Below are 19,005 nucleotides of genomic sequence, written 5' to 3'. Positions count from 1 at the left end.
GCATCTTTCGTCTGGTGTAACGACTGCTAATTCGTATTCAACGGATATAAGGGCCATTAATGAAATGATACAACGGGAAAGTGCCTTTATCGACATCCTGAAACTGGAGATGGATAAAGTGATTGTAGGCCAGAAATATATGGTTGAACGCCTCCTGATCGGTCTGCTTGCAGATGGACATATACTACTGGAAGGGGTACCGGGTTTAGCTAAAACCTTGGCCATAAATACACTGTCAAAAGCTATTCAGGCAGATTTTAGCCGTATTCAATTTACACCAGATCTGCTGCCGGCAGATTTACTGGGCACAATGATTTACAATCAGAAGAAGGAGGAGTTTATCGTTAGAAAAGGACCTCTTTTTTCCAATTTTATATTAGCCGATGAGATCAACAGGGCACCGGCTAAAGTACAGAGTGCTTTGCTGGAGGCGATGCAGGAAAGACAGGTGACTATTGGGGATAACACATTTCCGCTGCCTAATCCATTTTTGGTACTGGCTACGCAAAACCCGATTGAACAGGAAGGAACCTATCCTTTACCTGAAGCACAGGTAGATCGTTTCATGTTGAAAGTGGTGATCGGTTATCCTACAAAAGAGGATGAGAAAAGAATTGTAAGAGCGAATATTGCCCCGCAAGGTATGTTAAAGCCTAATGCTGTGGTACATCCTGATGATATTATCAGGGCCCGTAAAGCGGTGAAGGAAGTGTATATGGACGAGAAAATCGAACAGTATATTATCGATATCGTTTTTGCTACACGTTTCCCGGATCAGTACAAACTGGAAAATTATAAAAACCTGATCAGTTTTGGGGCGTCGCCAAGAGCAAGCATCAACCTGGCACTGGCAGCAAAAGCCTATGCGTTTATTAAACGCAGGGGATATGTAATACCTGAAGATGTACGTGCCATCTGTCATGATGTTTTAAGACATCGTATAGGCTTAACCTATGAAGCAGAAGCGGAAAATATGACTACTGAAGATATCATTACCGGGATATTGAACGCGATTGAGGTACCATAACCTGTATCCTGTAAATATATAATCTTGTAAATGATGGCGAGAGACACAAAAGAGCTGCTTAAAAAAGTAAGAAAAATCGAGATTAAAACAAAGGGGCTAAGTAATCACCTGTTTTCCGGTGAATACCATTCTGCTTTTAAGGGTAGGGGGATGGCCTTTAATGAAGTGCGTGAATACCAGCCAGGTGATGAAATCAGAACGATAGACTGGAATGTAACCGCACGTTTTAATCACCCTTATGTGAAGGTTTTTGACGAAGAGCGGGAGCTGACGGTCATGATCCTGATGGATGTGAGCGGTTCGGAGAACTTCGGGACGCTGAACCAGCAGAAGCAGGATCTGGCGACTGAACTTTGTGCCGTACTCGCTTTTTCTGCGATTCAAAACAATGACAAGGTGGGAGTTATCTTTTTTAGTGATAAAATGGAAAAGTTTATCCCGCCCAAAAAGGGGAGAAGCCATATTTTAATGATTATCAGGGAGCTGATCGACTTTAAACCTCAGCATACCGGTACTGATGTAGCTGAAGCACTGCGGTATTTCACGAGTGCAATAAAGAAGAAGTGTACGGCCTTCATCCTGTCCGATTTTATGAGTCCCGAATTTGAACATCAGCTGAAACTGGCAAATAAAAAACATGATATTATTGCTTTAAGACTTTATGACAAACATGAAGAGGAATTCCCAGATCTGGGATTGATTCCGATGAAGGATGAAGAGACAGGCGAGTTATTATGGGTAAATACCAGTGATAAAAAAATACGCGAGGCGTTCAAAGCTGATGGCTTGAAGAGAAATGCATTATTAAAAGATGTATTTAAAAAATCTGGTGTCGATTTTACGGCTATAGGTACCCATGAATCTTATATTACACCGCTCAGAACATTATTTAAACAGCGGGGACGCAAGCGTTAATTGATTTTATGACAAAGAAATTTATACATTACATCCTGGTTTTCCTATCGTTGTCATCCTGTTTTAGTTTTAAAGCAATGGCGCAGGATATTCAGGCGGTAGCTAAATTAGAACAAACCACTGTCCGTATTGGTGATCAGATTCAATTGCACCTGTCGGTGGTACAGGATGTTAAAGAACAAGTGAAATTCCCGGTTTTAACAGACAGTATAGGGAAAATTCAGGTAGTGAGTACAGGCAAACAGGATACGCTCACAGATCCGGCTCATGCGGGAAAGATCACGGTAACACAAAGTATAGTGCTTACTGCTTTCGATGCAGGTGTGTATCCTATACCTGCCTTCACATTTACAGCGCAGTCGGGCACTATTCAGTCCAATGCACTAACGCTGGATGTACAATCTGTGAAAGTGGATACCACCAAAGCTATCTACGACATCAAGCAGCCACTGGCAGTTTCCTACACTTTTATGGATTGGCTAAAAGATAACTGGCAGGGTGTTGCAGCAGCTTTAGCTGTTGTTGTAGTAATTGGTTTAGCCATCTGGTACTTCAAAAAACGGCCAAAGACTGTCGAAGTCATCCAGCCAGCGGCGCCACCATTGCCCGTACATACGATTGCCTTAAACAGATTAAACGAACTCCGGGATAAAAAGCTGTGGCAAAGGGACGAGGTGAAGTTATATTATAGCGAACTCAGTGATGTGATGCGCGACTACCTGGAGCAGCGATACAGGATTAAAACACAGGAAAAAACTACTGAAGAGATTATTACGGGTATAAAACACCTGGATATTCAGCCGGAACAAAAAAATATGCTGCACCAGTTACTGATTACGTCCGATCTGGTGAAGTTTGCGAAGGAAAAACCCGTAGCGACAGAAAATGAACAGCAGATGGAGAATGCAATTGCATTTATTCTGAAAACAAAAGAGCAGAATGAGATTCAGGCCGCACAAAAAACAGCGGAAGATGATACTGCCGGCAATATAGAAGGAGGAGACCAAGGTGGAAATGCTTAAAGGAATAGAATTCGCAAATCCGGTGTTCTTCTGGTTACTGCTGCTCATCCCTGCAATGGTTGCCTTTTACATTTGGAGAGCAGAAAAAATGCAGGGCAGTCTGAGCGTTTCGGCAGTTAAAGGTTTTGCAGTCGCGCGAAATAGTCTAGTGCCACGGTTACGCCATTCGGGAATTGTATTGAGATGTCTGGCGTTGATTGCATTAATAGTAGCTTTAGCGCGACCACAATCTGCTTTCAGCTGGCAAAACAGCACTACTGAAGGGATCGACATTGTGATCGCATCTGATATTTCCGGGAGTATGCTGGCGGAAGATTTTAAGCCCAACAGGCTGGAAGCAGGAAAAAATATAGCGATTGATTTTATTAAAGCGCGGCCGGACGACAGGATCGGACTGGTGATTTTTAGTGGTGAGAGCTTTACACAGTGTCCCTTAACGATTGACCATGATGTACTGATCAATTTGTTCGCCGCCATAAAAAATGGAATGGTGGACGATGGTACGGCTATAGGAATGGGATTGGCTACGGCGGTAAACCGGTTAAAGGGCAGCGAAGCAAAAAGTAAAGTAGTGATTTTGCTGACTGATGGCTCGAATAATGGCGGTTCTATACCACCTGTTACGGCTGCGGAAATTGCCAAACAATTCAATATCAGGGTGTATACTGTTGGAATCGGAACCAAAGGCCTCGCGCCGTATCCGGTGCAAACGCCTATGGGTATACAGTACCAGAAGATGCCGGTGGATGTGGATGAGGTTACCTTGAATAAAATAGCCAGCATCACTGGCGGCAAGTATTTCAGGGCGACTGACAATGAAAAATTGAAAAGTATTTACGAGCAGATAGATAAACTGGAGAAGGCAAAAATTGATGTGACACAATACCATAAAAAAACAGAATGTTTTTTGCCTTTCGCCATCATTGCTTTATTCTTCCTGTTATCAGAATTCATATTAAAAAACACCTTGCTTAAAGGAGCTTTAACTTAATCAGATGCTACATTTTGCACATATTGACTTTTTGTGGGGATTGGCAGCAATTCCATTATTTATAGTATTATTCCTGCTGGTTAAACGCTGGAAAAACAGGGCTATCGCAAGACTGGGAGATCATAAGGTGGTACAAATGATGATTCCCCGTGTTTCTACTTTCAGACCATGGCTGAAGTTTATTTTATTTCTACTGGCCTATACATTTTTAATCGTGGGCATTGCTGATCCGCAGCTGGGTTCAAAGATGGAGGAAGTAAAGCAGAAAAGTGCAGACATCATGATTCTGCTGGATGTTTCTAACAGTATGCTTGCGCAAGATATTGCACCCAGTCGTCTGGAAAATGCAAAACGTGCTATCGCCCAGCTGATTGATAACCTGCACAGTGACCGGATAGGAATCATCGTTTTTGCTGGTGAAGCTTATGTACAGTTACCGGTTACGACTGACTATTCGGCCGCTAAACTATTTTTAAATACGATTAATCCGGACATGATGCCCACGCAGGGTACGGCAATTGGTGCTGCTATTGAGCTGGGCATGCAGTCGTTCGACTTCAAAAACGGTACAGGGAAATCAATGATCGTCATCACTGACGGAGAGAATCATGAGGATGATGCTGTTGCGGCAGCTAAAGATGCGGTGGACAAGGATGTAACGGTAAATGTAATCGGAATCGGTTCTATTGAAGGTGCTCCCGTACCGATTTATCAGAATGGAAAGATTTCCGGCTTTCATACGGACAGTGTTGGCAAAAATGTAGTGAGTAAATTGAATGAAGAGATGTGTAAGGAAGTAGCTGCAGGCGGTCATGGTGCTTATGTAAGGGCTACCAATACGAACAGTGGCCTGAGTATCGTAATGGATCAGATTGCCAAAGTACAGCGGAAGACTGTCGGTTCAAAGAACTATAAAGATTACGAGGACCGTTTTCAGGTATTCCTGGGTCTGTCGCTCTTGTTTTTGCTGGCCGAATTCCTGATTTCAACGCGTAAAAGTTTAAGGTTCAGCCATGTGAATCTGTTTGAAGTGAAATCTCCTGCCGCCAATTTAAACCCAACACCAATTAAGAAAAAATGAAGCAGTTAATCATTATATTTTTGTTTTTATTGTCAGCATCCGTTCTTTTTGCACAAGAGGGAAAACGTTATATAAAAAAGGGAAACGAGCTGTACCAGCAGAAAAAATACAAGGAGGCAGAAGCCAGTTACCGGAAGTCGGTAGGCAAAAAAAGCAAACCTGTTGAAGGGAATTTTAACCTTGGTGATGCCTTGTATAAGCAGAAGAAATTTGCAGAGGCTGGAGAGCAGTTTTCTAATCTGGCAGGTGCTTCACCTCAGAATAAGGCTCTGGCTGCACAGGCTTACCATAATTTGGGTAACTCTTTTGTAGAGAACAAAAAGCTGGAAGAAGGTATTTCTGCTTATAAAAAAGCGTTGCTGAACAACCCTAAAGATGATGAAACGCGGTATAATCTTGCTTATGCCCAGGAGATGCTGAAAAAACAGCAGCAGCAGAATAAGCAAAACCAAAAGAACAATAAGGATCAGCAGAATAAAGATAAAAAAGATCAGGACAAAAATAAGGATCCAAAGAAAGACCCGAACAAGGATCCCAATAAAGATAAAAAAGACCAGGATAAGCAAAACCAGGATAAAAAAGACCAGCAGGGTGAACCGAAACCTCAGCCTGGTCAGTTGTCAAAAGATGATGCCCAGAGAATGCTCGATGCCCTGAATAACCAGGAGAAGCAAACTCAGGATAAATTGAAAAATAAGAAATTTAAAGGAGCGAAAGTACGTGTCTCAAAAGATTGGTAAACAGAAAATGTTTAAGAGAATAAAGGTCAGCTATTTGCTGATCATGGTTTTACTGTTATGTTCCGGTGCATTGTCGGCTCAGCGTGTACAGTTTAATGCTTCCGTGAGTGGGAATGACGTGGCTACAGGTGAGCCATTTCGTGTTACTTTTGCGATTAATGGCAATGGGAGTCGGTTTACACCGCCCGATTTTACTGGCTTTCAGATCTTATCCGGGCCGAATGTATCTTCCAGCATTACATCCATTAATGGCAATACAACTGTAAGTAATTCTTACAGCTACGACCTTGTTGCGGTGAAAGAGGGGATATTAACTATTGGCTCTGCTTTTATTATGGTTGATGAACGCAGACTGAACACGAACCCGATCAGGATCAGGGTGAGTAAGGGGCAGCCTATGCAGCAGAACAGTCAGCAACAGCAGCAACGTCAGGAAGAAATGATTCAGGACAATGCGGAGGATCTTTCCAAAGCTTTGTTGCTCAGGGCAGAGGTGAATAAAACTAATGTGTATCAGGGAGAACAAATTCTGCTGAGCTATAAACTATATACCCGGGCCGGGATTGTTGACAGCAGGGTAGACAAACTGCCGGATCTGAATGGTTTCTGGACTGAGGATGTTAAAAATCAGCCTCAGCAGGTGCAGTGGCGCACAGAAACCTATAAAGGACTGAAGTATAATGTGGCTGATGTGAAACAGATGATCCTGTTTGCAGAACATTCGGGAGATATCAAGATTAATCCATTTGAAATGACTTTTATTGTGCGGGTAGCAGCACCGGCAAGAGATATCATGGAACAGTTTTTCGGATCCTATAAGGATGTAAAATATGCTGTAAAAAGTATTCCTGTTGTGGTGCATGTGAAACCTCTGCCGGAAGCAGGCAAACCAGCAGGATTTAGTGGTGCTGTAGGAAAGTTCTCGATTCAGGCCCGACTGGATAAAAAAGAGCTGAAGGCTAATGAAACCCTTAATTACAGTGTGAAGTTAACCGGTTCCGGTAATATCAAGCTGATTAACGCGCTTAACGTTAACCTGCCGGCTGATTTTGAAAAGTATGATCCCAAAGTAACCGATACCATTAAAGAAGAAGCGAATGGTGTGCGTGGGAACAGAACTTACAGCTATCTTTTGATTCCACGTCGCCAGGGAAATTATACTATTGATCCATTGGAGTTTTCTTATTTTGATACCAGCACTAAAAAATACGTGACAATTGCAACAAAAGCATTTGCAGTAAAAGTTAATAAAGGTTTGGTTGAAAACAATGTTACCGCATTCTCTGATGCAGATCAAAAGGATATTAAAAAGCTGGACAAGGATATCAGGTCGATCAAAACAGGTAATGCTGGTTTGAATAAAATTGGTGAACGTTTTTATGGATCGCAGGGATACTGGCTGTTGCTGCTGAGTGGACCTGTATTGTGTGCCCTTGCTTTTGGGTTCCGTAACCGTAACAGAAAAATAAATAGCGACGTAGTGCGGGTAAAAAACCGAAGGGCAGGTAAAGTTGCAGCCAGACATCTTGCTAATGCGCAGAAACAGCTGGCGGCAAAAAATACTGCTGCATTTTACGAAGCCATATTTAAGGGACTGTATGGATATTTGAGCGATAAGCTGAATTTGGCGGTGGCCGATTTAAACAAGGAGAGCATCGTAGATGGTCTTAAAGACAGGGAAATCGGTGATCAGCTTATCACCAAATTGCTGGAGACGCTGGATTTATGTGAAATGGCACGTTATGCACCCGTAACGCAACTCTCAGAACTGGAGGTATTGGAAAAGGCAAAAGGTATAATCAATGAAATTGAAGATGAAATTAAATAGCCCGAAGCGGATTTTATATCTGATTCTATTTACGGTGCTGCCAATGTTATCATTTGGTAGTCAGCAGTCAGCTGCACTATATACAGCAGCTAATAGTTATTATGCAAAAGGTCAATTCCAGCACGCCCTGGATAACTATAAGAAGGTGCTCGCTGGCGGAACCACCTCTGCAGCATTATATTATAATTTAGGGAATGCAAGTTATAAAACCGGCGATCTCGCCTCTGCGTTATTATATTATGAGAAAGCCAGGAAGCTTGCTCCGAATGATGATGATATCTATGCAAACATCAGGCTCGCGAATTCAAAAACCAGCGATAAAGTAGATGAGGCCCCTGAATTGTTTTTGACCAGCTGGTGGAAAGCTGTTTATTTGAGTGCCTCCGCGGATACTTTTGCTATTTTGAGCATTGTACTTGTTCTAGCTGGTTCTGCATTGTTGGTCACTTACTTTTTCGCACATGCGGTAATGCTTAAGAAAGCAGCTTTTTACAGCGCTGTTGTATTACTGTGCTCTGGGCTGGCTGTTATATTTATCGCCGGCAGGCAGGTCAGTTATTTTGAGCATAACAGGCAGGGGATAGTCTTCAATAGTCCTGTTGCGGTTAAGAGCGCACCATCTGACGACGCAAGAAATCTTTTTATTATTCATAGCGGTACTAAGGTGAGCATCATCGATATCAAAAAAGACTGGATTAGGATTACGCTGAACAATGGTAATGAGGGGTGGATGAAGGTAGAGGACCTAAAAGAAATCTAGATTAAGAAAAATACCGGGAGCAGGCAAATAAGATCAGCTGAAACCCCGCCAGCAACCAGACTAATAGATATCCCGGTTCTGCAGTAGCGGAAATATAAGCTTTGAGTTTGTCGGATATGATAGTGGTCAGACTCACTTTTTCATTGGCAAAATCAATATCGTCCAGGCGGATCTTTTTTAATCCGTAGCCTATAACTCTTTTATTTATCGGTGAAGTTCTCTTGTCTTGCCTGTTTTCCTGTAATAATCTTGCTTTTAGCATCGCGCCGTCGGCTACTTTTTTCGTACCATTATGCTGACTGGTTGCCCTTTCAACAATATTCTTCAGAGCCGGCTCAACATAGTGAACAGCTTTGTTTTTCCAGATCTGAAAGATCATATGGTGGATCGCTATCTTATTAGCGAGGATAATGTATAGTAAAATAAATATTGGAGCACCTGCCAGGAGTAAAAAAGCACCTGTATTATCCATAGCGAGATCTATGATGAAAACTGTTTTTTTTCTCTCGTCTTCACCAGTTGTACTGATATTTTGAAACAAAACAACCAGAAAGAGAACAATCGTTAAGGCTATTCCGCTAACTGCAATAAAGAGCCACCTAAAAAATGATTTGCCAGATATACGGGCATATAATTTTATATCTTCTTTCATTTATTTTAAAATTTTTCTAATTTAATATAAAATGTTAATACGATGGGAGTATTAGCATCATATATTAGTTTAGTATATTTTATGAAAAAATAATTCAGAGGTATTACTGCTGAATTGGATTTGATGCTGTACTCATTTTTTAATCGTGATTGTTCTTCCTGTCACGAGTTCGAAGGTATAAATCTTGTGATAACCATCATCATGGGTTTCCATCGACTCCACCATGCCTGTTTTACTGAATGTGTCAGTAACCATGGTGCCCACTTTTACGTTTTGCAGCACATCTGTCGGAGTGTCATTATTTAGTCTGATCATGGTAGGAACTGTAAAATTATCTGTAAAATTAGTAATTTTAGCCATAATTATCTGCACAACAATTACTCTACCATTATATGGGCATTATCAACTACCTGACATTTGTGATTACCGCTTTCATTTTTATAATTACACCCGGGATTGACACTATCTTTATCCTGAATAAATCTATTGCTCAGGGTAAAAAAGCAGGTATATATTCATTGTTGGGATTGAATACTGGTGTTCTGGGACATACCCTGTTTGCCGCGCTTGGATTATCACTGATTATTGCGAAATCGGTTATCGCATTTTCAGTCATTAAGTATCTGGGAGCTGCATACCTGATTTATCTGGGTGTTTCAAAACTGCTATCCAAAGAAAGCTTGTTGGATGTGGATACACAACTGGAAAAGGTCAGCGACTCTAACCGACAGAATTTCGTGTCTGGTTTTTTTACCAATATCCTCAACCCTAAAGTAGCGTTGTTTTTTCTGGCGTTCTTCCCGCAGTTTATCGCACCGGAACTGATCAATGACCCTAAGCCTTTTATTATATTAGGCCTCACTTGTGCAGTGATCGGCTCACTATGGTTTTTGCTGCTTACTTTATTTGCTTCTTATTTTTCTTCCTATTTTAAAGAGAACCCTAAGTCTGGTAACTGGTTAAATAAGATTACGGGTCTTGCATTTGTGGGAATGGGACTAAAAATCGCTTTGTCCAAAAGATAGGAGGGGTCAGATTAGCGATTTATTGCTTATGTTTAAATATGAATTTATCAGCCTTGAATCAGTCTGCCGGCATATTATTTTTACTGAGCTTATTTGCTTTACCCTCTTTTGCGCAGTCGCCTGAAAAAAAGACTGTGCTGACCTTTGCTGTCACTGAACGATCGCTTGCTGATGATTCCCTTTTTCTGCAAAGAATGCGTAATGCGATTACACATCGCCTGTCAGCAGATCTCACGACGCCTTTTCAGTCGCCATTGCAGAATATACAGATCAGCAACCATCAATTGATCTTAAGCTTAAGCGCAAACACAGACGTGGCTTTAATCATCAGGCAAGTTACACGTACTATAAATCTTGGTTTTTTTGGAGGGTATGCCGACCCATTGCGTATGATCAGGCAGATGAAACAAAAGTCGCCCGCCGGTCTGCTCGATTTCCCTCCTGAGCAGGTAACAAGTCCTACTTACCTGGCCACATTTGTCGCTAAAGATTCCGGCACAGTTAGCCAAATACTGAAACAAATAGGGCAACCAAATGGTCACCATTGGTATTTTCATCCGGGTAAAGAAAATATCATTGAATTATATTTGCTGCATACTGCTGCTCCTGTCATTTCCAACAACGAAGTTATGGAAGTCAGTCAGTATGAAGAACACTGGTCTGATCCGGAGCATAACGTAGGTCAGGACAACCCGATGCAGTGTGTGATGATCGTACTCAATCAATCCGGTACGGTGAAATTTGCAGCTTTTACCAGGACACATCTGCGGCAGATGCTGGCTGTTGTTACCGGTAACCAGGTTCTTGTTGCTCCTATTATACAAGGAGAGATTAATGGTGGAAAACTGACGATTAACAGTGGCTATGATCCGGCTATGACCAAAGCCATCATTAATCAAATTGGCTACCCATTTCCCTGTAAACTTACGCTGCTGAGCAATAAGACAGAGTAAAGGGGAGATTTATTTCATTTTTTTGGAAAGCAGTAAAAGTGCTACAGTACTAATTAGTTTTCTCCTTCACATATCTTTCAGTTATCGTACGGTCAACTCCTGCGGCCTCTACTTTCTCTATTCCCGTTTGAATCAACGTATCATTCTGGATTTTGATTGTAAACTTAAACGTCTTGCCTTCCCAGTTTTTATCTTTATAATAATCAAGAAACTCCGTATACTGATCACCTACCAGAGTATAACGTCCTCCTCCTGCATCAAAATTATTATTTCCTTCCTTATTCAGTTTAAGGTCATGTCTCAGGAATGCAAAATGGGAGTCGTTAATGATCTTGATCATGCGCTGATCTTTTGTGAAATCAATATGTGTACTTTTGCCTTTTTCTACTGTTGTTGCAGAGAATAATGTCCAGGTGCCAATCAGTTGATCCGGCGCTGTCTTTTTTTCGGTTGGATCGTTGGTACATGCTGTAGCGATAGAAGCTACAGCTAAAAGAGATAAAAATTTGAATTTCATTATATTTGGTTTTAATGGTTTAAGGCTGATTTTACTAATTGTATTATTTTAAATATAAGAAAATTATTTAATCATTCAACATTTATACCTAGACGGAAATCTGTCGAAAATTGGTTATGACAAGCAATCATCTGATAAAAAGAGGCGATTATTTTGTAGCTTTGTGCCAATCGAAATGAGAAAAGGAGATAAAGTTTCATTTAGTCCCGTGACAAAGCACTGATCCCATCACTGCACCTCTTATCCAAGATATTTTGGTCATATTCTATCATATTATTTAAAAAAATTACAATGTTTTCAGGTGTTCGTTTATTCGACTTTTCGCAAAAAGTTAATTATAAAACTGAAATTTTGGCTGGGCTTACTGTGGCGATGACCATGATGCCAGAGTCACTCTCATTCGCAATTTTAGCGGGTTTCCCGCCTTTGGTTGGATTGTATGCTGCTTTTATGATGGGATTGGTTACTTCCATTTTCGGTGGCAGGCCAGGTTTGATTTCTGGTGGTGCTGGTGCAGTAGTGGTAGTTGTTATTGCCCTGATGAAATCCAATGGGATTGAATACGTATTTGCTGCAGTTGCTTTGGCAGGAGTGATACAAATTGTGATTGGCCTTTTCAAACTAGGCAAATTTATCCGTCTGGTCCCTCAACCCGTAATGTATGGTTTCGTGAACGGTTTGGCAGTGATTATTTTCATGGCGCAGATGGAGCAGTTCAAAACGGTTGTAAATGGGAATGTTACCTGGTTATCTGGAGAACCACTTATGATTATGGCCGGACTTGTGGCTTTAACCATAGCTATCGTTTATATTTTTCCTAAAATCAGTAAAGCTGTACCTCCTTCTCTGGTTGCTATTATAGTTGTCTTTCTCCTTGTATTGGGATTTGGTATCCATACAAAAACAGTAAGCGATATTGCTTCTGTAAGTGGCGGTTTTCCTCCCTTTCATATTCCTGGCATCCCCCTTAATTTTGATACTTTACAGCTTATATTTCCATACGCGCTGATTATGGCCGGAGTAGGGCTGACAGAAGGATTGCTGACTTTAAATCTGGTAGATGAAATGACAGGAACCAGGGGGAATGGTAACAGGGAGTGTATTGCACAGGGCAGTGCAAATATTCTTAATGGCTTTTTCTATGGCATGGGCGGTTGCCCCATGATCGCACAGACCTTGGTCAATCTTTCTGCCGGATCCCGGGCCAGGTTGTCTGGTATTATTGCCTCACTTACCATTCTGCTCATTATCTTATTCGGTGCGCCAATTATTGGAAGGTTGCCCATGGCTGCCTTAACAGGGGTGATGATTATGGTTGCCTTTGGCACATTCGAGTGGCTGAGTTTTAAAATCATTAACAAAATGCCGAAGCAGGATATTTTTGTGATGATCGTTGTTGCGGTAATTACCATATGGCTCCACAATCTTGCATTGGCGGTACTTGCCGGCGTGATCATCTCCGCACTGGTATTTGCCTGGGAAAGTGCCAAACGGATCAGGGCAAGAAAATATCTGGATGAAAATGGTGTGAAATATTATGAGATTTATGGACCCCTGTTTTTTGGTTCTGTAACCGGCTTCAACGAAAAGTTCGATGTAAATGCTGATCCGGCGCAAGTGGTGATTGATTTTAAAGACAGTAAAATAACCGACATGTCGGCCATAGATGCAATCAATAAACTCACTGAGCGCTATAAAAATGCGGGCAAAAAGCTACTTTTGAAACATCTGAGCACGGATTGCCGAAGGTTACTCAACAATGCGGCAGAAGTTATAGAGGTAAATATTCTGGAAGATCCCAGTTACAACGTCGCCACTGAGGATCGTAAAAGTTAATCTGTGCGGGTTCGCGTTATGGTGATCATCATTTCTTTATGTATATTCATCTATACATGTTAAAGAAATGACACCTTACGAAGAACAGGCTTACATTGAGTTACAATTCTGGCAGCTAAAAATGCAGCAGCAACCTTCGTTTACCGACAGGCTTTCTCAAAAGGTACAGCATAAAATTAATCACTTTATTCCTGAGAAAGTGCATCAGGTGATTACGGTGACCATAGAAAAAATGGTTAAAACAGTTTTATTTGGTGCCAGGTATACCACAAAAGAAGCCAGGATGGAAGGCTCACTGCAATTACGGGAAGCACATGTTAAACAGCAGATTGAATTTTATAAAAAAACAGCAGGCATTGAAGGGGCGATCACAGGTGCTGGCGGCTTCCTGATGGGATTAGCTGAATTTCCGGTGCTCATTGGTATTAAGCTCAAATTGCTTTTTGAAATTGCGGCACTGTATGGCTTTGATGTGAAAGATTATAAAGAAAGGATTTATATACTTTATATTTTTCAGATCGCATTTTCGAGTCAGCAGAACCGCAATAAGGTCTATAAAACTATCGCTGACTGGGAAGGAGTATACCGCACGCTGCCGGCAGATGAAAATGAGTTCGATTGGCGCAGTTTTCAGCAGGAATACAGAGACTATATAGATCTTGCAAAAATGGCGCAATTGATACCGGTGATAGGTGCAGCTGTTGGCGCAGTTGCAAATTACCAGTTGCTGGATAATTTGGGGGAAGCGGCAATGAACTGCTACCGTATGAGAGCCAGTAAAAACCATCAGGTGCCAAACTAAGAGGTCGGCAATAGTGTTATATTGTTTTAGCTGTTTTTATCATTTCTACGAAAATAACTATCATCTATGACTATCAATCTACACAAAGGGCAGACCATTGACCTCCGTAAGAATAACGCGGGAGGAGATTATGATTTATCAACGGTTACCATTGGATTGGGCTGGGATGTTAAAGAGCAGAACAAAAGTTTTTTAGGGAGTTTATTTGGGCGGAGAACGGAAGAATATGATCTGGACGCAGTGGCATTTTTACTTGATGCGAATGATAAGGTCATCAATAAAGGCGAAGCAGTTTCCATGGGTGGTAATCCTTCTCAACTAGAGGGTGGTGATATTGTATTTTTCAATGCATTAAAGCATTTTTCTGGTCATGTATGGTTAACTGGTGACAACAGAAGCGGGGAGGGTGAAGGGGATGATGAACAGATTATTGTGCAACTTGATCAACTGGATATCAAATATCAGAAGATAGTTTTTATAGTCGCAATTTATCAGGGTGAAAAGAGAAAACAGCACTTTGGAATGGTTGATAACGCCTTTATCCGTGCCGTAGATAACAGGGGAACAGAAATAGCGAAGTTTAGTCTTTCTGGTAATTCTGACTTTAACCACACCCATTCAATGATCTTTGCAGAAATCTGCAGAAGAGCGGGAAGCTGGGAATTCAGGGCGATAGGTGAGCCAAGGAATACAGATAATTTTGTAGATATTCTCAGTGAATATCTGTAAATTACATTGTCTAAAACCTTACCTATGAAAGACTTAAAAGCTGCAATCGAGATTAATCCTCAGCGCAATGTGCCACGCCGTATTTATGATATTCAGTCTGAACCCAGCCATGAACCACCCCAGCAGATTGCCCATGATATCTTATTAAAGGTAACCGCAGATTTACAGATCAAGCCGGATCTCTCACAGCTTAAATTTGATCAGGTGAAAGAAAGCATTCTGGGTTATCACGTATTGTATCAACAGCAATACCAGGGAAAACCGATTTCCGGTGCATGGATCAGGGTAGACATCGACAAAGATGGAAAAGTATATAATATCCTTAATGATCTGGTACCTGAATCCCTGTTAGGGAAAACGGAAGAGATTGAAGTGCAAAAAGTAATGAAGGCTGAATCTGCAGCTGCTGTTCCGCAACTGACTGCAGCTGATGCGAGATTGCTTGCGCTTGAAGCAGTTAAACCTTCGCAGGCTACAGAGGATGATATTTACGCTACCGAACAAGTTTATTATCCTCATCATGGTATTCCGGTTTTAGCATGGAAGGTCATTATTAAAGTATACCATCCGGACGCAGAATGGAAAATATATTTTGATGTGCTTTCCGGTGCGATCATAGAGAAAATTAACCTGATCAAATATATTAACGGCACAGGAAGAGTATTTGATCCTAATCCTGTAGCGGTATTAAATGATACGACGCTGGAAGATACTTCAGTAATTCCTGAAAAGGCTTATGTAGAAGTGGTATTAAAGGAGTTGAACAATACTGGTATGCTGGAGGGCCCTTATGTGAATACGAGCACCACCGCGTCACGTTTTAAAAGCACGAATTTCAAATTTAACTTTAGCAGGGCAGATCGCGCATTTAAAGAAGTAATGGTCTATTTTCATATAGACAGTGCCCAACGTTATATTCAGCAATTGGGATTTGACAATGTGCTTAATCATTCCATCGCAGTGAATATCGATGGTACTACAGATGATAATTCCTTTTATAGCCCGGTAACTCAATCGCTTACTTTCGGCACCGGTGGTATAGATGATGCCGAAGACGCAGAGGTTATTTTGCATGAATACGGCCATGCTATCCAGGATAACCAGGTAAATGGCTTTGGTTCCGGAACAGAGACCCGGGCAATGGGAGAGGGCTTTGGTGATTATCTTGCTGCCAGCTTTTTTTCAGATAAAAAATCTGAACTGTTAAAACCCACCATCGGGAACTGGGATGCTGTGGCCTATAGTGGTGCTGAGCCACCCTGTCTGCGGCGTTTGGATAGCAATAAGAAATACCCTAAAGACATGACCGGAGAAGAACACAATGATGGCGAAATCTGGTCTGCCTGTCTGTGGGAAATCCGTTCTGCTATGGGACAGCGATTGGCAGACCGTTTGATACTGGCGCATCATTTTTTACTCGATCCTAAGGCTGCCTTTCAGGATGCAGCCAATGCCCTGATAACTGCTGATGGTAATCTGAGTCAGGGTCAGCATCAAACGATCATCAGTAATATCTTCATTAACCGGGGTATTTTACCTAATCCGGGAAGGAAAAATAAGCGTGCAGGTGCAAGATTTGATGATGTTTGATTATCGTATACCTGCCGTGAAAATTAAAACAGCAATACCAGATATTATGATGACGCACAGTATAGTAAAAACAAGGCCTGCCGTTCTTTGACAGGCAGGCCTTGTTTTTCGGTTCTAAATTCAATTGTTTTCCGCTTGTTTACAGCTGTTATAAAACATTGTCAGTCAGTCCGGCATACTCCTGAAAGTCTTTTGCCTCAGCATAAGTTTTAAAATTTTGAATATCAGAACGGATCATCCGCTCAAACACGCCATTAAACAGCGAAGTAATTCCTCTTCCTACACTTCCTGCAGGAGGGAAATAATCAATTTCTACATGCAATTCGGTTCCCGTTCCGTTTAAGGTATCTTTAAATTCAACTTTACCGGCATTGTCAATCATTGAACCGGTTACTGATTGCCAGCCAATATAACTGCCTTCATCTTCCCTGGTAATTTCTGCATTCCAGTTCAGGTCAATCAATCCACCAGGCGTATTTGCCACCCAGTGTGAACTGCCATCTCCTGTTTCTTCCACACTTTTAAGGTGTGTCATGAATTTAGGCAGGTTTGCTAAGTCTCTCCAGAATTCGTAAACTTTCTCTCTCGGTGCATCGATGACGATCACTTCCGTAATATTGATTGCTTCCGGATCAGTAGTATCTTTACCAAGCTGCTGGTAAATAGGGCATACACCTGTGGCACCACGGTAAATCAGGTATCCTCCGGCAACTGCGCCTTGTAAGCCCAGAAAAGGATGACTCACTATATTTGTTAATCCTTTGAATAACAAATAAGATCCTGCTGCGATAGAAATTGCGCGTTCTCCCGAGTCTATGTTTTCCTGTCCTGTAGTGTTTAAATTCAGCGACTTAATTCCGCTAAAAATTTTATCTGTTAATTCGTTGTTCATAGTATAGATTTTGACCATTTTAACAACGGCAGTGCGGGAAAGTTTTTGGAATTGGAGGAAAGGTGTATCAAGCATTAGTATTTATTTAAATGCTGGTAAGTGTTCCGCCAAACTGGATGGAACCATTTACATTCACACCAGTTAAGTCGAAATCAGCTGTATCACCCCACTGGAACGAATTCGTTGCATCAGTAATCATGGCATCAATAGATGGTAAATTATCAGGAATTTCTCCTGCAATCCATACAGGAATTTGTTCCAGTATTGCAGCGATTGCTGCAGCTATACCACCAATGATAGCAGCAACTATTACTCTATAAATAATTTTTTCAATAGTTGATGCCAGTCCACTTATTACGGAAGTAGCTACTGCGAGAACAATATCTGCAATTGCCTCCGTCCAGACCACCCAGTCAGCTATTACTGTTGATCTGTGTTGTACAGGTGTGCCAACAGGTAGATATGTAATAGATTGCCCGCCTGTTTTTTTATTTACACCTAACTGCAACTGATATTGTGAAGTTGTTTCTACATAGGCATCTATGCCCGCGGAAATATTGGTTCGTACATAAGTATATATCTCTATCACCTCATTCACAATACTAAAAGTAAAACTTTGCAACTCCGGAGTATAGTTTAGTCCTGCATGACGGATAGGATTCATCATAAGCTTTGTGCCAGGTGCTAATACGATCTGGTCATTTTTGATCACAAAAGTAGTTGGAGTTGCGTTCTTAAATGCACCAGGCAGCCCGGGCATTACCATCTGGGTGAGGAACATATCAGCGGAAATATTAAAGCCTGCTTTACTCCCCGGAGGGATTGCACCAGCATTTAATTCCTGGGTAGTTTGTGCTGGTGAATGGTTCAGTACCATACAAAGCACTCCCAGGTAAGATGAATCCATATCTTTTCCTAATGTAAATGCATAGCTGGTATATGTTGGTTTTACCCATTGAAATGAGGCTTTTGATGCCGTTTCATTCAAATTTACGATCGCAAAAATATGTTGGAACTGTGATAAGTTTTTGTCTGCCCAGTTGATAAGTAAATTCGCGATAGCCCCACCAGCGCCATCCAGACCGGAGACAGCAGGGCTGGAAGAAGTAATGGTTACGTTATCGACTGTTAATATTGGTTCAGATTCATTATCAGTGGTAGTTTTTACCATCAATTTTAAATGGTTTGGCTGCTCTGTAGTAGGTACGAGATTTAGTAGCACCTCTACTACTGCTATTCCCCCGCTAACAACGTGGGGTATATCATTTAATACGACGGTACATGTATTTAAAGGAAATTTCATGCTGATTTTTGTACCACTCGCAGACTGCCCCATTTCCAGTTGCCATGGACCAAATGTTCCGCTACCGCTATAGCCCCTGTTAAAATCGCTGGCTGGTACTGTCGCTGTCCAGGAAGTTGGATACTGATCAGGAAACTGCTGCATTCGCTTGGTAATATAGTTGTTTAAATCTGAGTAACTAGCCGCAAAAACTGTATCCCAGTTATTGGTTAAAAATGGCTCTGAGTTGTAAGCTCCATCTGTCAGAAGAGTTTTTTCTCTTTCAGATATTGGTAGCTCAGTTAATGTTTCCAGTCGTGTCAACTGGCTCTTTTCTGTCGATGAAATTGTTGGGTTCATAGT

At 41.4% G+C, this 19,005-nt stretch carries 19 protein-coding genes; 14 read left to right on the top strand and 5 right to left on the bottom strand.

The window, feature by feature from the left end; all coding sequences use genetic code 11:
- Positions 1 to 67: 67 nt before the first annotated feature.
- From OQX62_RS15540 to OQX62_RS15505, 8 genes are read left to right on the top strand one after another with little or no spacing between them, the layout of a single operon-like run.
- A complete protein-coding gene (locus tag OQX62_RS15540) occupies positions 68 to 1,027 on the top strand; it encodes an AAA family ATPase (RefSeq protein ID WP_416276576.1) in 960 nt (319 codons plus the stop codon).
- A 30-nt stretch (positions 1,028 to 1,057) separates the two neighbouring features.
- Positions 1,058 to 1,942 carry a DUF58 domain-containing protein gene (locus OQX62_RS15535; RefSeq protein ID WP_265832513.1) on the top strand — a complete coding sequence of 295 codons (885 nt, stop codon included), beginning with the start codon at positions 1,058 to 1,060 and terminating at the stop codon, positions 1,940 to 1,942.
- An 8-nt stretch (positions 1,943 to 1,950) separates the two neighbouring features.
- Positions 1,951 to 2,964, top strand: a complete 1,014-nt coding sequence (locus tag OQX62_RS15530) for a BatD family protein (protein ID WP_265832512.1) — start codon at positions 1,951 to 1,953, stop codon at positions 2,962 to 2,964.
- On the top strand, positions 2,957 to 3,955 hold the full coding sequence (locus OQX62_RS15525) for a vWA domain-containing protein (protein ID WP_265832511.1): 999 nt from the start codon (positions 2,957 to 2,959) through the stop codon (positions 3,953 to 3,955). Before OQX62_RS15530 ends, OQX62_RS15525 begins: the two co-directional genes overlap by 8 nt.
- 4 nt (positions 3,956 to 3,959) lie before the next feature.
- Positions 3,960 to 5,036, top strand: a complete 1,077-nt coding sequence (locus tag OQX62_RS15520) for a vWA domain-containing protein (protein WP_265832510.1) — start codon at positions 3,960 to 3,962, stop codon at positions 5,034 to 5,036.
- Complete coding sequence (locus tag OQX62_RS15515) at positions 5,033 to 5,776, top strand: tetratricopeptide repeat protein (RefSeq protein WP_265832509.1); 744 nt, start codon at positions 5,033 to 5,035, stop codon at positions 5,774 to 5,776. The genes OQX62_RS15520 and OQX62_RS15515 overlap by 4 nt, the downstream gene beginning before the upstream one ends.
- A 7-nt stretch (positions 5,777 to 5,783) precedes the next feature.
- A complete protein-coding gene (locus tag OQX62_RS15510) occupies positions 5,784 to 7,604 on the top strand; it encodes a BatD family protein (protein ID WP_265832508.1) in 1,821 nt (606 codons plus the stop codon).
- Entirely contained in the window at positions 7,579 to 8,364 is a 786-nt protein-coding gene (locus OQX62_RS15505; protein WP_265832507.1) for a tetratricopeptide repeat protein, read from the top strand. Before OQX62_RS15510 ends, OQX62_RS15505 begins: the two co-directional genes overlap by 26 nt.
- Before the next feature lies 1 nt (position 8,365).
- On the opposite strand, the gene OQX62_RS15500 is transcribed toward OQX62_RS15505, so the two are convergent.
- Together OQX62_RS15500 and OQX62_RS15495 are read right to left on the bottom strand one after the other, a co-directional pair.
- Positions 8,366 to 9,016, bottom strand: a complete 651-nt coding sequence (locus OQX62_RS15500; RefSeq protein ID WP_265832505.1) for a hypothetical protein — start codon at positions 9,014 to 9,016, stop codon at positions 8,366 to 8,368.
- Positions 9,017 to 9,148: 132 nt separating this feature from the next.
- Entirely contained in the window at positions 9,149 to 9,376 is a 228-nt protein-coding gene (locus OQX62_RS15495) for a hypothetical protein (RefSeq protein WP_265832503.1), read from the bottom strand.
- A gap of 32 nt (positions 9,377 to 9,408) precedes the next feature.
- Between OQX62_RS15495 and OQX62_RS15490 the strand changes: the two genes are divergently transcribed.
- Positions 9,409 to 10,041 (top strand): LysE family translocator, encoded by a 633-nt coding sequence (locus tag OQX62_RS15490; protein WP_265832502.1) that lies wholly within the window; start codon positions 9,409 to 9,411, stop codon positions 10,039 to 10,041.
- Positions 10,042 to 10,079: 38 nt separating this feature from the next.
- Entirely contained in the window at positions 10,080 to 10,994 is a 915-nt protein-coding gene (locus OQX62_RS15485) for a SecDF P1 head subdomain-containing protein (protein ID WP_265832501.1), read from the top strand.
- A gap of 49 nt (positions 10,995 to 11,043) precedes the next feature.
- On the opposite strand, the gene OQX62_RS15480 is transcribed toward OQX62_RS15485, so the two are convergent.
- Entirely contained in the window at positions 11,044 to 11,511 is a 468-nt protein-coding gene (locus tag OQX62_RS15480) for a hypothetical protein (protein WP_265832499.1), read from the bottom strand.
- 291 nt (positions 11,512 to 11,802) lie between these two features.
- On the opposite strand from OQX62_RS15480, the gene OQX62_RS15475 reads away from it, so the two are divergent.
- From OQX62_RS15475 to OQX62_RS15460, 4 genes are all read left to right on the top strand, one after another.
- Positions 11,803 to 13,347 carry a SulP family inorganic anion transporter gene (locus OQX62_RS15475; RefSeq protein ID WP_265832498.1) on the top strand — a complete coding sequence of 515 codons (1,545 nt, stop codon included), beginning with the start codon at positions 11,803 to 11,805 and terminating at the stop codon, positions 13,345 to 13,347.
- Positions 13,348 to 13,414: 67 nt separating this feature from the next.
- Positions 13,415 to 14,149 (top strand): EcsC family protein, encoded by a 735-nt coding sequence (locus OQX62_RS15470; RefSeq protein ID WP_265832497.1) that lies wholly within the window; start codon positions 13,415 to 13,417, stop codon positions 14,147 to 14,149.
- 66 nt (positions 14,150 to 14,215) lie between these two features.
- Complete coding sequence (locus OQX62_RS15465; RefSeq protein ID WP_265832496.1) at positions 14,216 to 14,878, top strand: TerD family protein; 663 nt, start codon at positions 14,216 to 14,218, stop codon at positions 14,876 to 14,878.
- A gap of 24 nt (positions 14,879 to 14,902) precedes the next feature.
- A complete protein-coding gene (locus OQX62_RS15460) occupies positions 14,903 to 16,468 on the top strand; it encodes a M36 family metallopeptidase (protein WP_265832494.1) in 1,566 nt (521 codons plus the stop codon).
- A gap of 148 nt (positions 16,469 to 16,616) precedes the next feature.
- On the opposite strand, the gene OQX62_RS15455 is transcribed toward OQX62_RS15460, so the two are convergent.
- The gene (locus OQX62_RS15455; protein ID WP_265832493.1) at positions 16,617 to 17,360 is read right to left on the bottom strand and encodes an SRPBCC family protein; all 744 of its coding nucleotides are present in this window, start codon (positions 17,358 to 17,360) and stop codon (positions 16,617 to 16,619) included.
- 85 nt (positions 17,361 to 17,445) lie between these two features.
- Entirely contained in the window at positions 17,446 to 19,002 is a 1,557-nt protein-coding gene (locus OQX62_RS15450; protein WP_265832492.1) for a TULIP family P47-like protein, read from the bottom strand.
- Positions 19,003 to 19,005: the final 3 nt, after the last annotated feature.

Source organism: Pedobacter sp. MR2016-24, from assembly GCF_026239655.1.
Lineage (GTDB): Bacteria > Bacteroidota > Bacteroidia > Sphingobacteriales > Sphingobacteriaceae > Pedobacter.
Note: the sequence above shows the minus strand (reverse complement) of the source record. Positions and strands in the feature narration are given on the sequence as shown.

Excerpts from the sequence above, each read along its gene's own strand:
- OQX62_RS15535 (WP_265832513.1), top strand. The coding sequence starts at position 1,058 with ATGATGGCGAGAGACACAAAAGAGCTGCTTAAAAAAGTAAGAAAAATC.
- OQX62_RS15530 (WP_265832512.1), top strand. The coding sequence starts at position 1,951 with ATGACAAAGAAATTTATACATTACATCCTGGTTTTCCTATCGTTGTCA.
- OQX62_RS15525 (WP_265832511.1), top strand. The coding sequence starts at position 2,957 with ATGCTTAAAGGAATAGAATTCGCAAATCCGGTGTTCTTCTGGTTACTG.
- OQX62_RS15520 (WP_265832510.1), top strand. The coding sequence starts at position 3,960 with ATGCTACATTTTGCACATATTGACTTTTTGTGGGGATTGGCAGCAATT.
- OQX62_RS15515 (WP_265832509.1), top strand. The coding sequence starts at position 5,033 with ATGAAGCAGTTAATCATTATATTTTTGTTTTTATTGTCAGCATCCGTT.
- OQX62_RS15510 (WP_265832508.1), top strand. The coding sequence starts at position 5,784 with ATGTTTAAGAGAATAAAGGTCAGCTATTTGCTGATCATGGTTTTACTG.
- OQX62_RS15505 (WP_265832507.1), top strand. The coding sequence starts at position 7,579 with ATGAAATTGAAGATGAAATTAAATAGCCCGAAGCGGATTTTATATCTG.
- OQX62_RS15500 (WP_265832505.1), bottom strand. The coding sequence starts at position 9,016 with ATGAAAGAAGATATAAAATTATATGCCCGTATATCTGGCAAATCATTT.
- OQX62_RS15495 (WP_265832503.1), bottom strand. The coding sequence starts at position 9,376 with ATGGCTAAAATTACTAATTTTACAGATAATTTTACAGTTCCTACCATG.
- OQX62_RS15490 (WP_265832502.1), top strand. The coding sequence starts at position 9,409 with ATGGGCATTATCAACTACCTGACATTTGTGATTACCGCTTTCATTTTT.
- OQX62_RS15485 (WP_265832501.1), top strand. The coding sequence starts at position 10,080 with ATGAATTTATCAGCCTTGAATCAGTCTGCCGGCATATTATTTTTACTG.
- OQX62_RS15480 (WP_265832499.1), bottom strand. The coding sequence starts at position 11,511 with ATGAAATTCAAATTTTTATCTCTTTTAGCTGTAGCTTCTATCGCTACA.
- OQX62_RS15475 (WP_265832498.1), top strand. The coding sequence starts at position 11,803 with ATGTTTTCAGGTGTTCGTTTATTCGACTTTTCGCAAAAAGTTAATTAT.
- OQX62_RS15470 (WP_265832497.1), top strand. The coding sequence starts at position 13,415 with ATGACACCTTACGAAGAACAGGCTTACATTGAGTTACAATTCTGGCAG.
- OQX62_RS15465 (WP_265832496.1), top strand. The coding sequence starts at position 14,216 with ATGACTATCAATCTACACAAAGGGCAGACCATTGACCTCCGTAAGAAT.
- OQX62_RS15460 (WP_265832494.1), top strand. The coding sequence starts at position 14,903 with ATGAAAGACTTAAAAGCTGCAATCGAGATTAATCCTCAGCGCAATGTG.
- OQX62_RS15455 (WP_265832493.1), bottom strand. The coding sequence starts at position 17,360 with ATGAACAACGAATTAACAGATAAAATTTTTAGCGGAATTAAGTCGCTG.
- OQX62_RS15450 (WP_265832492.1), bottom strand. The coding sequence starts at position 19,002 with ATGAACCCAACAATTTCATCGACAGAAAAGAGCCAGTTGACACGACTG.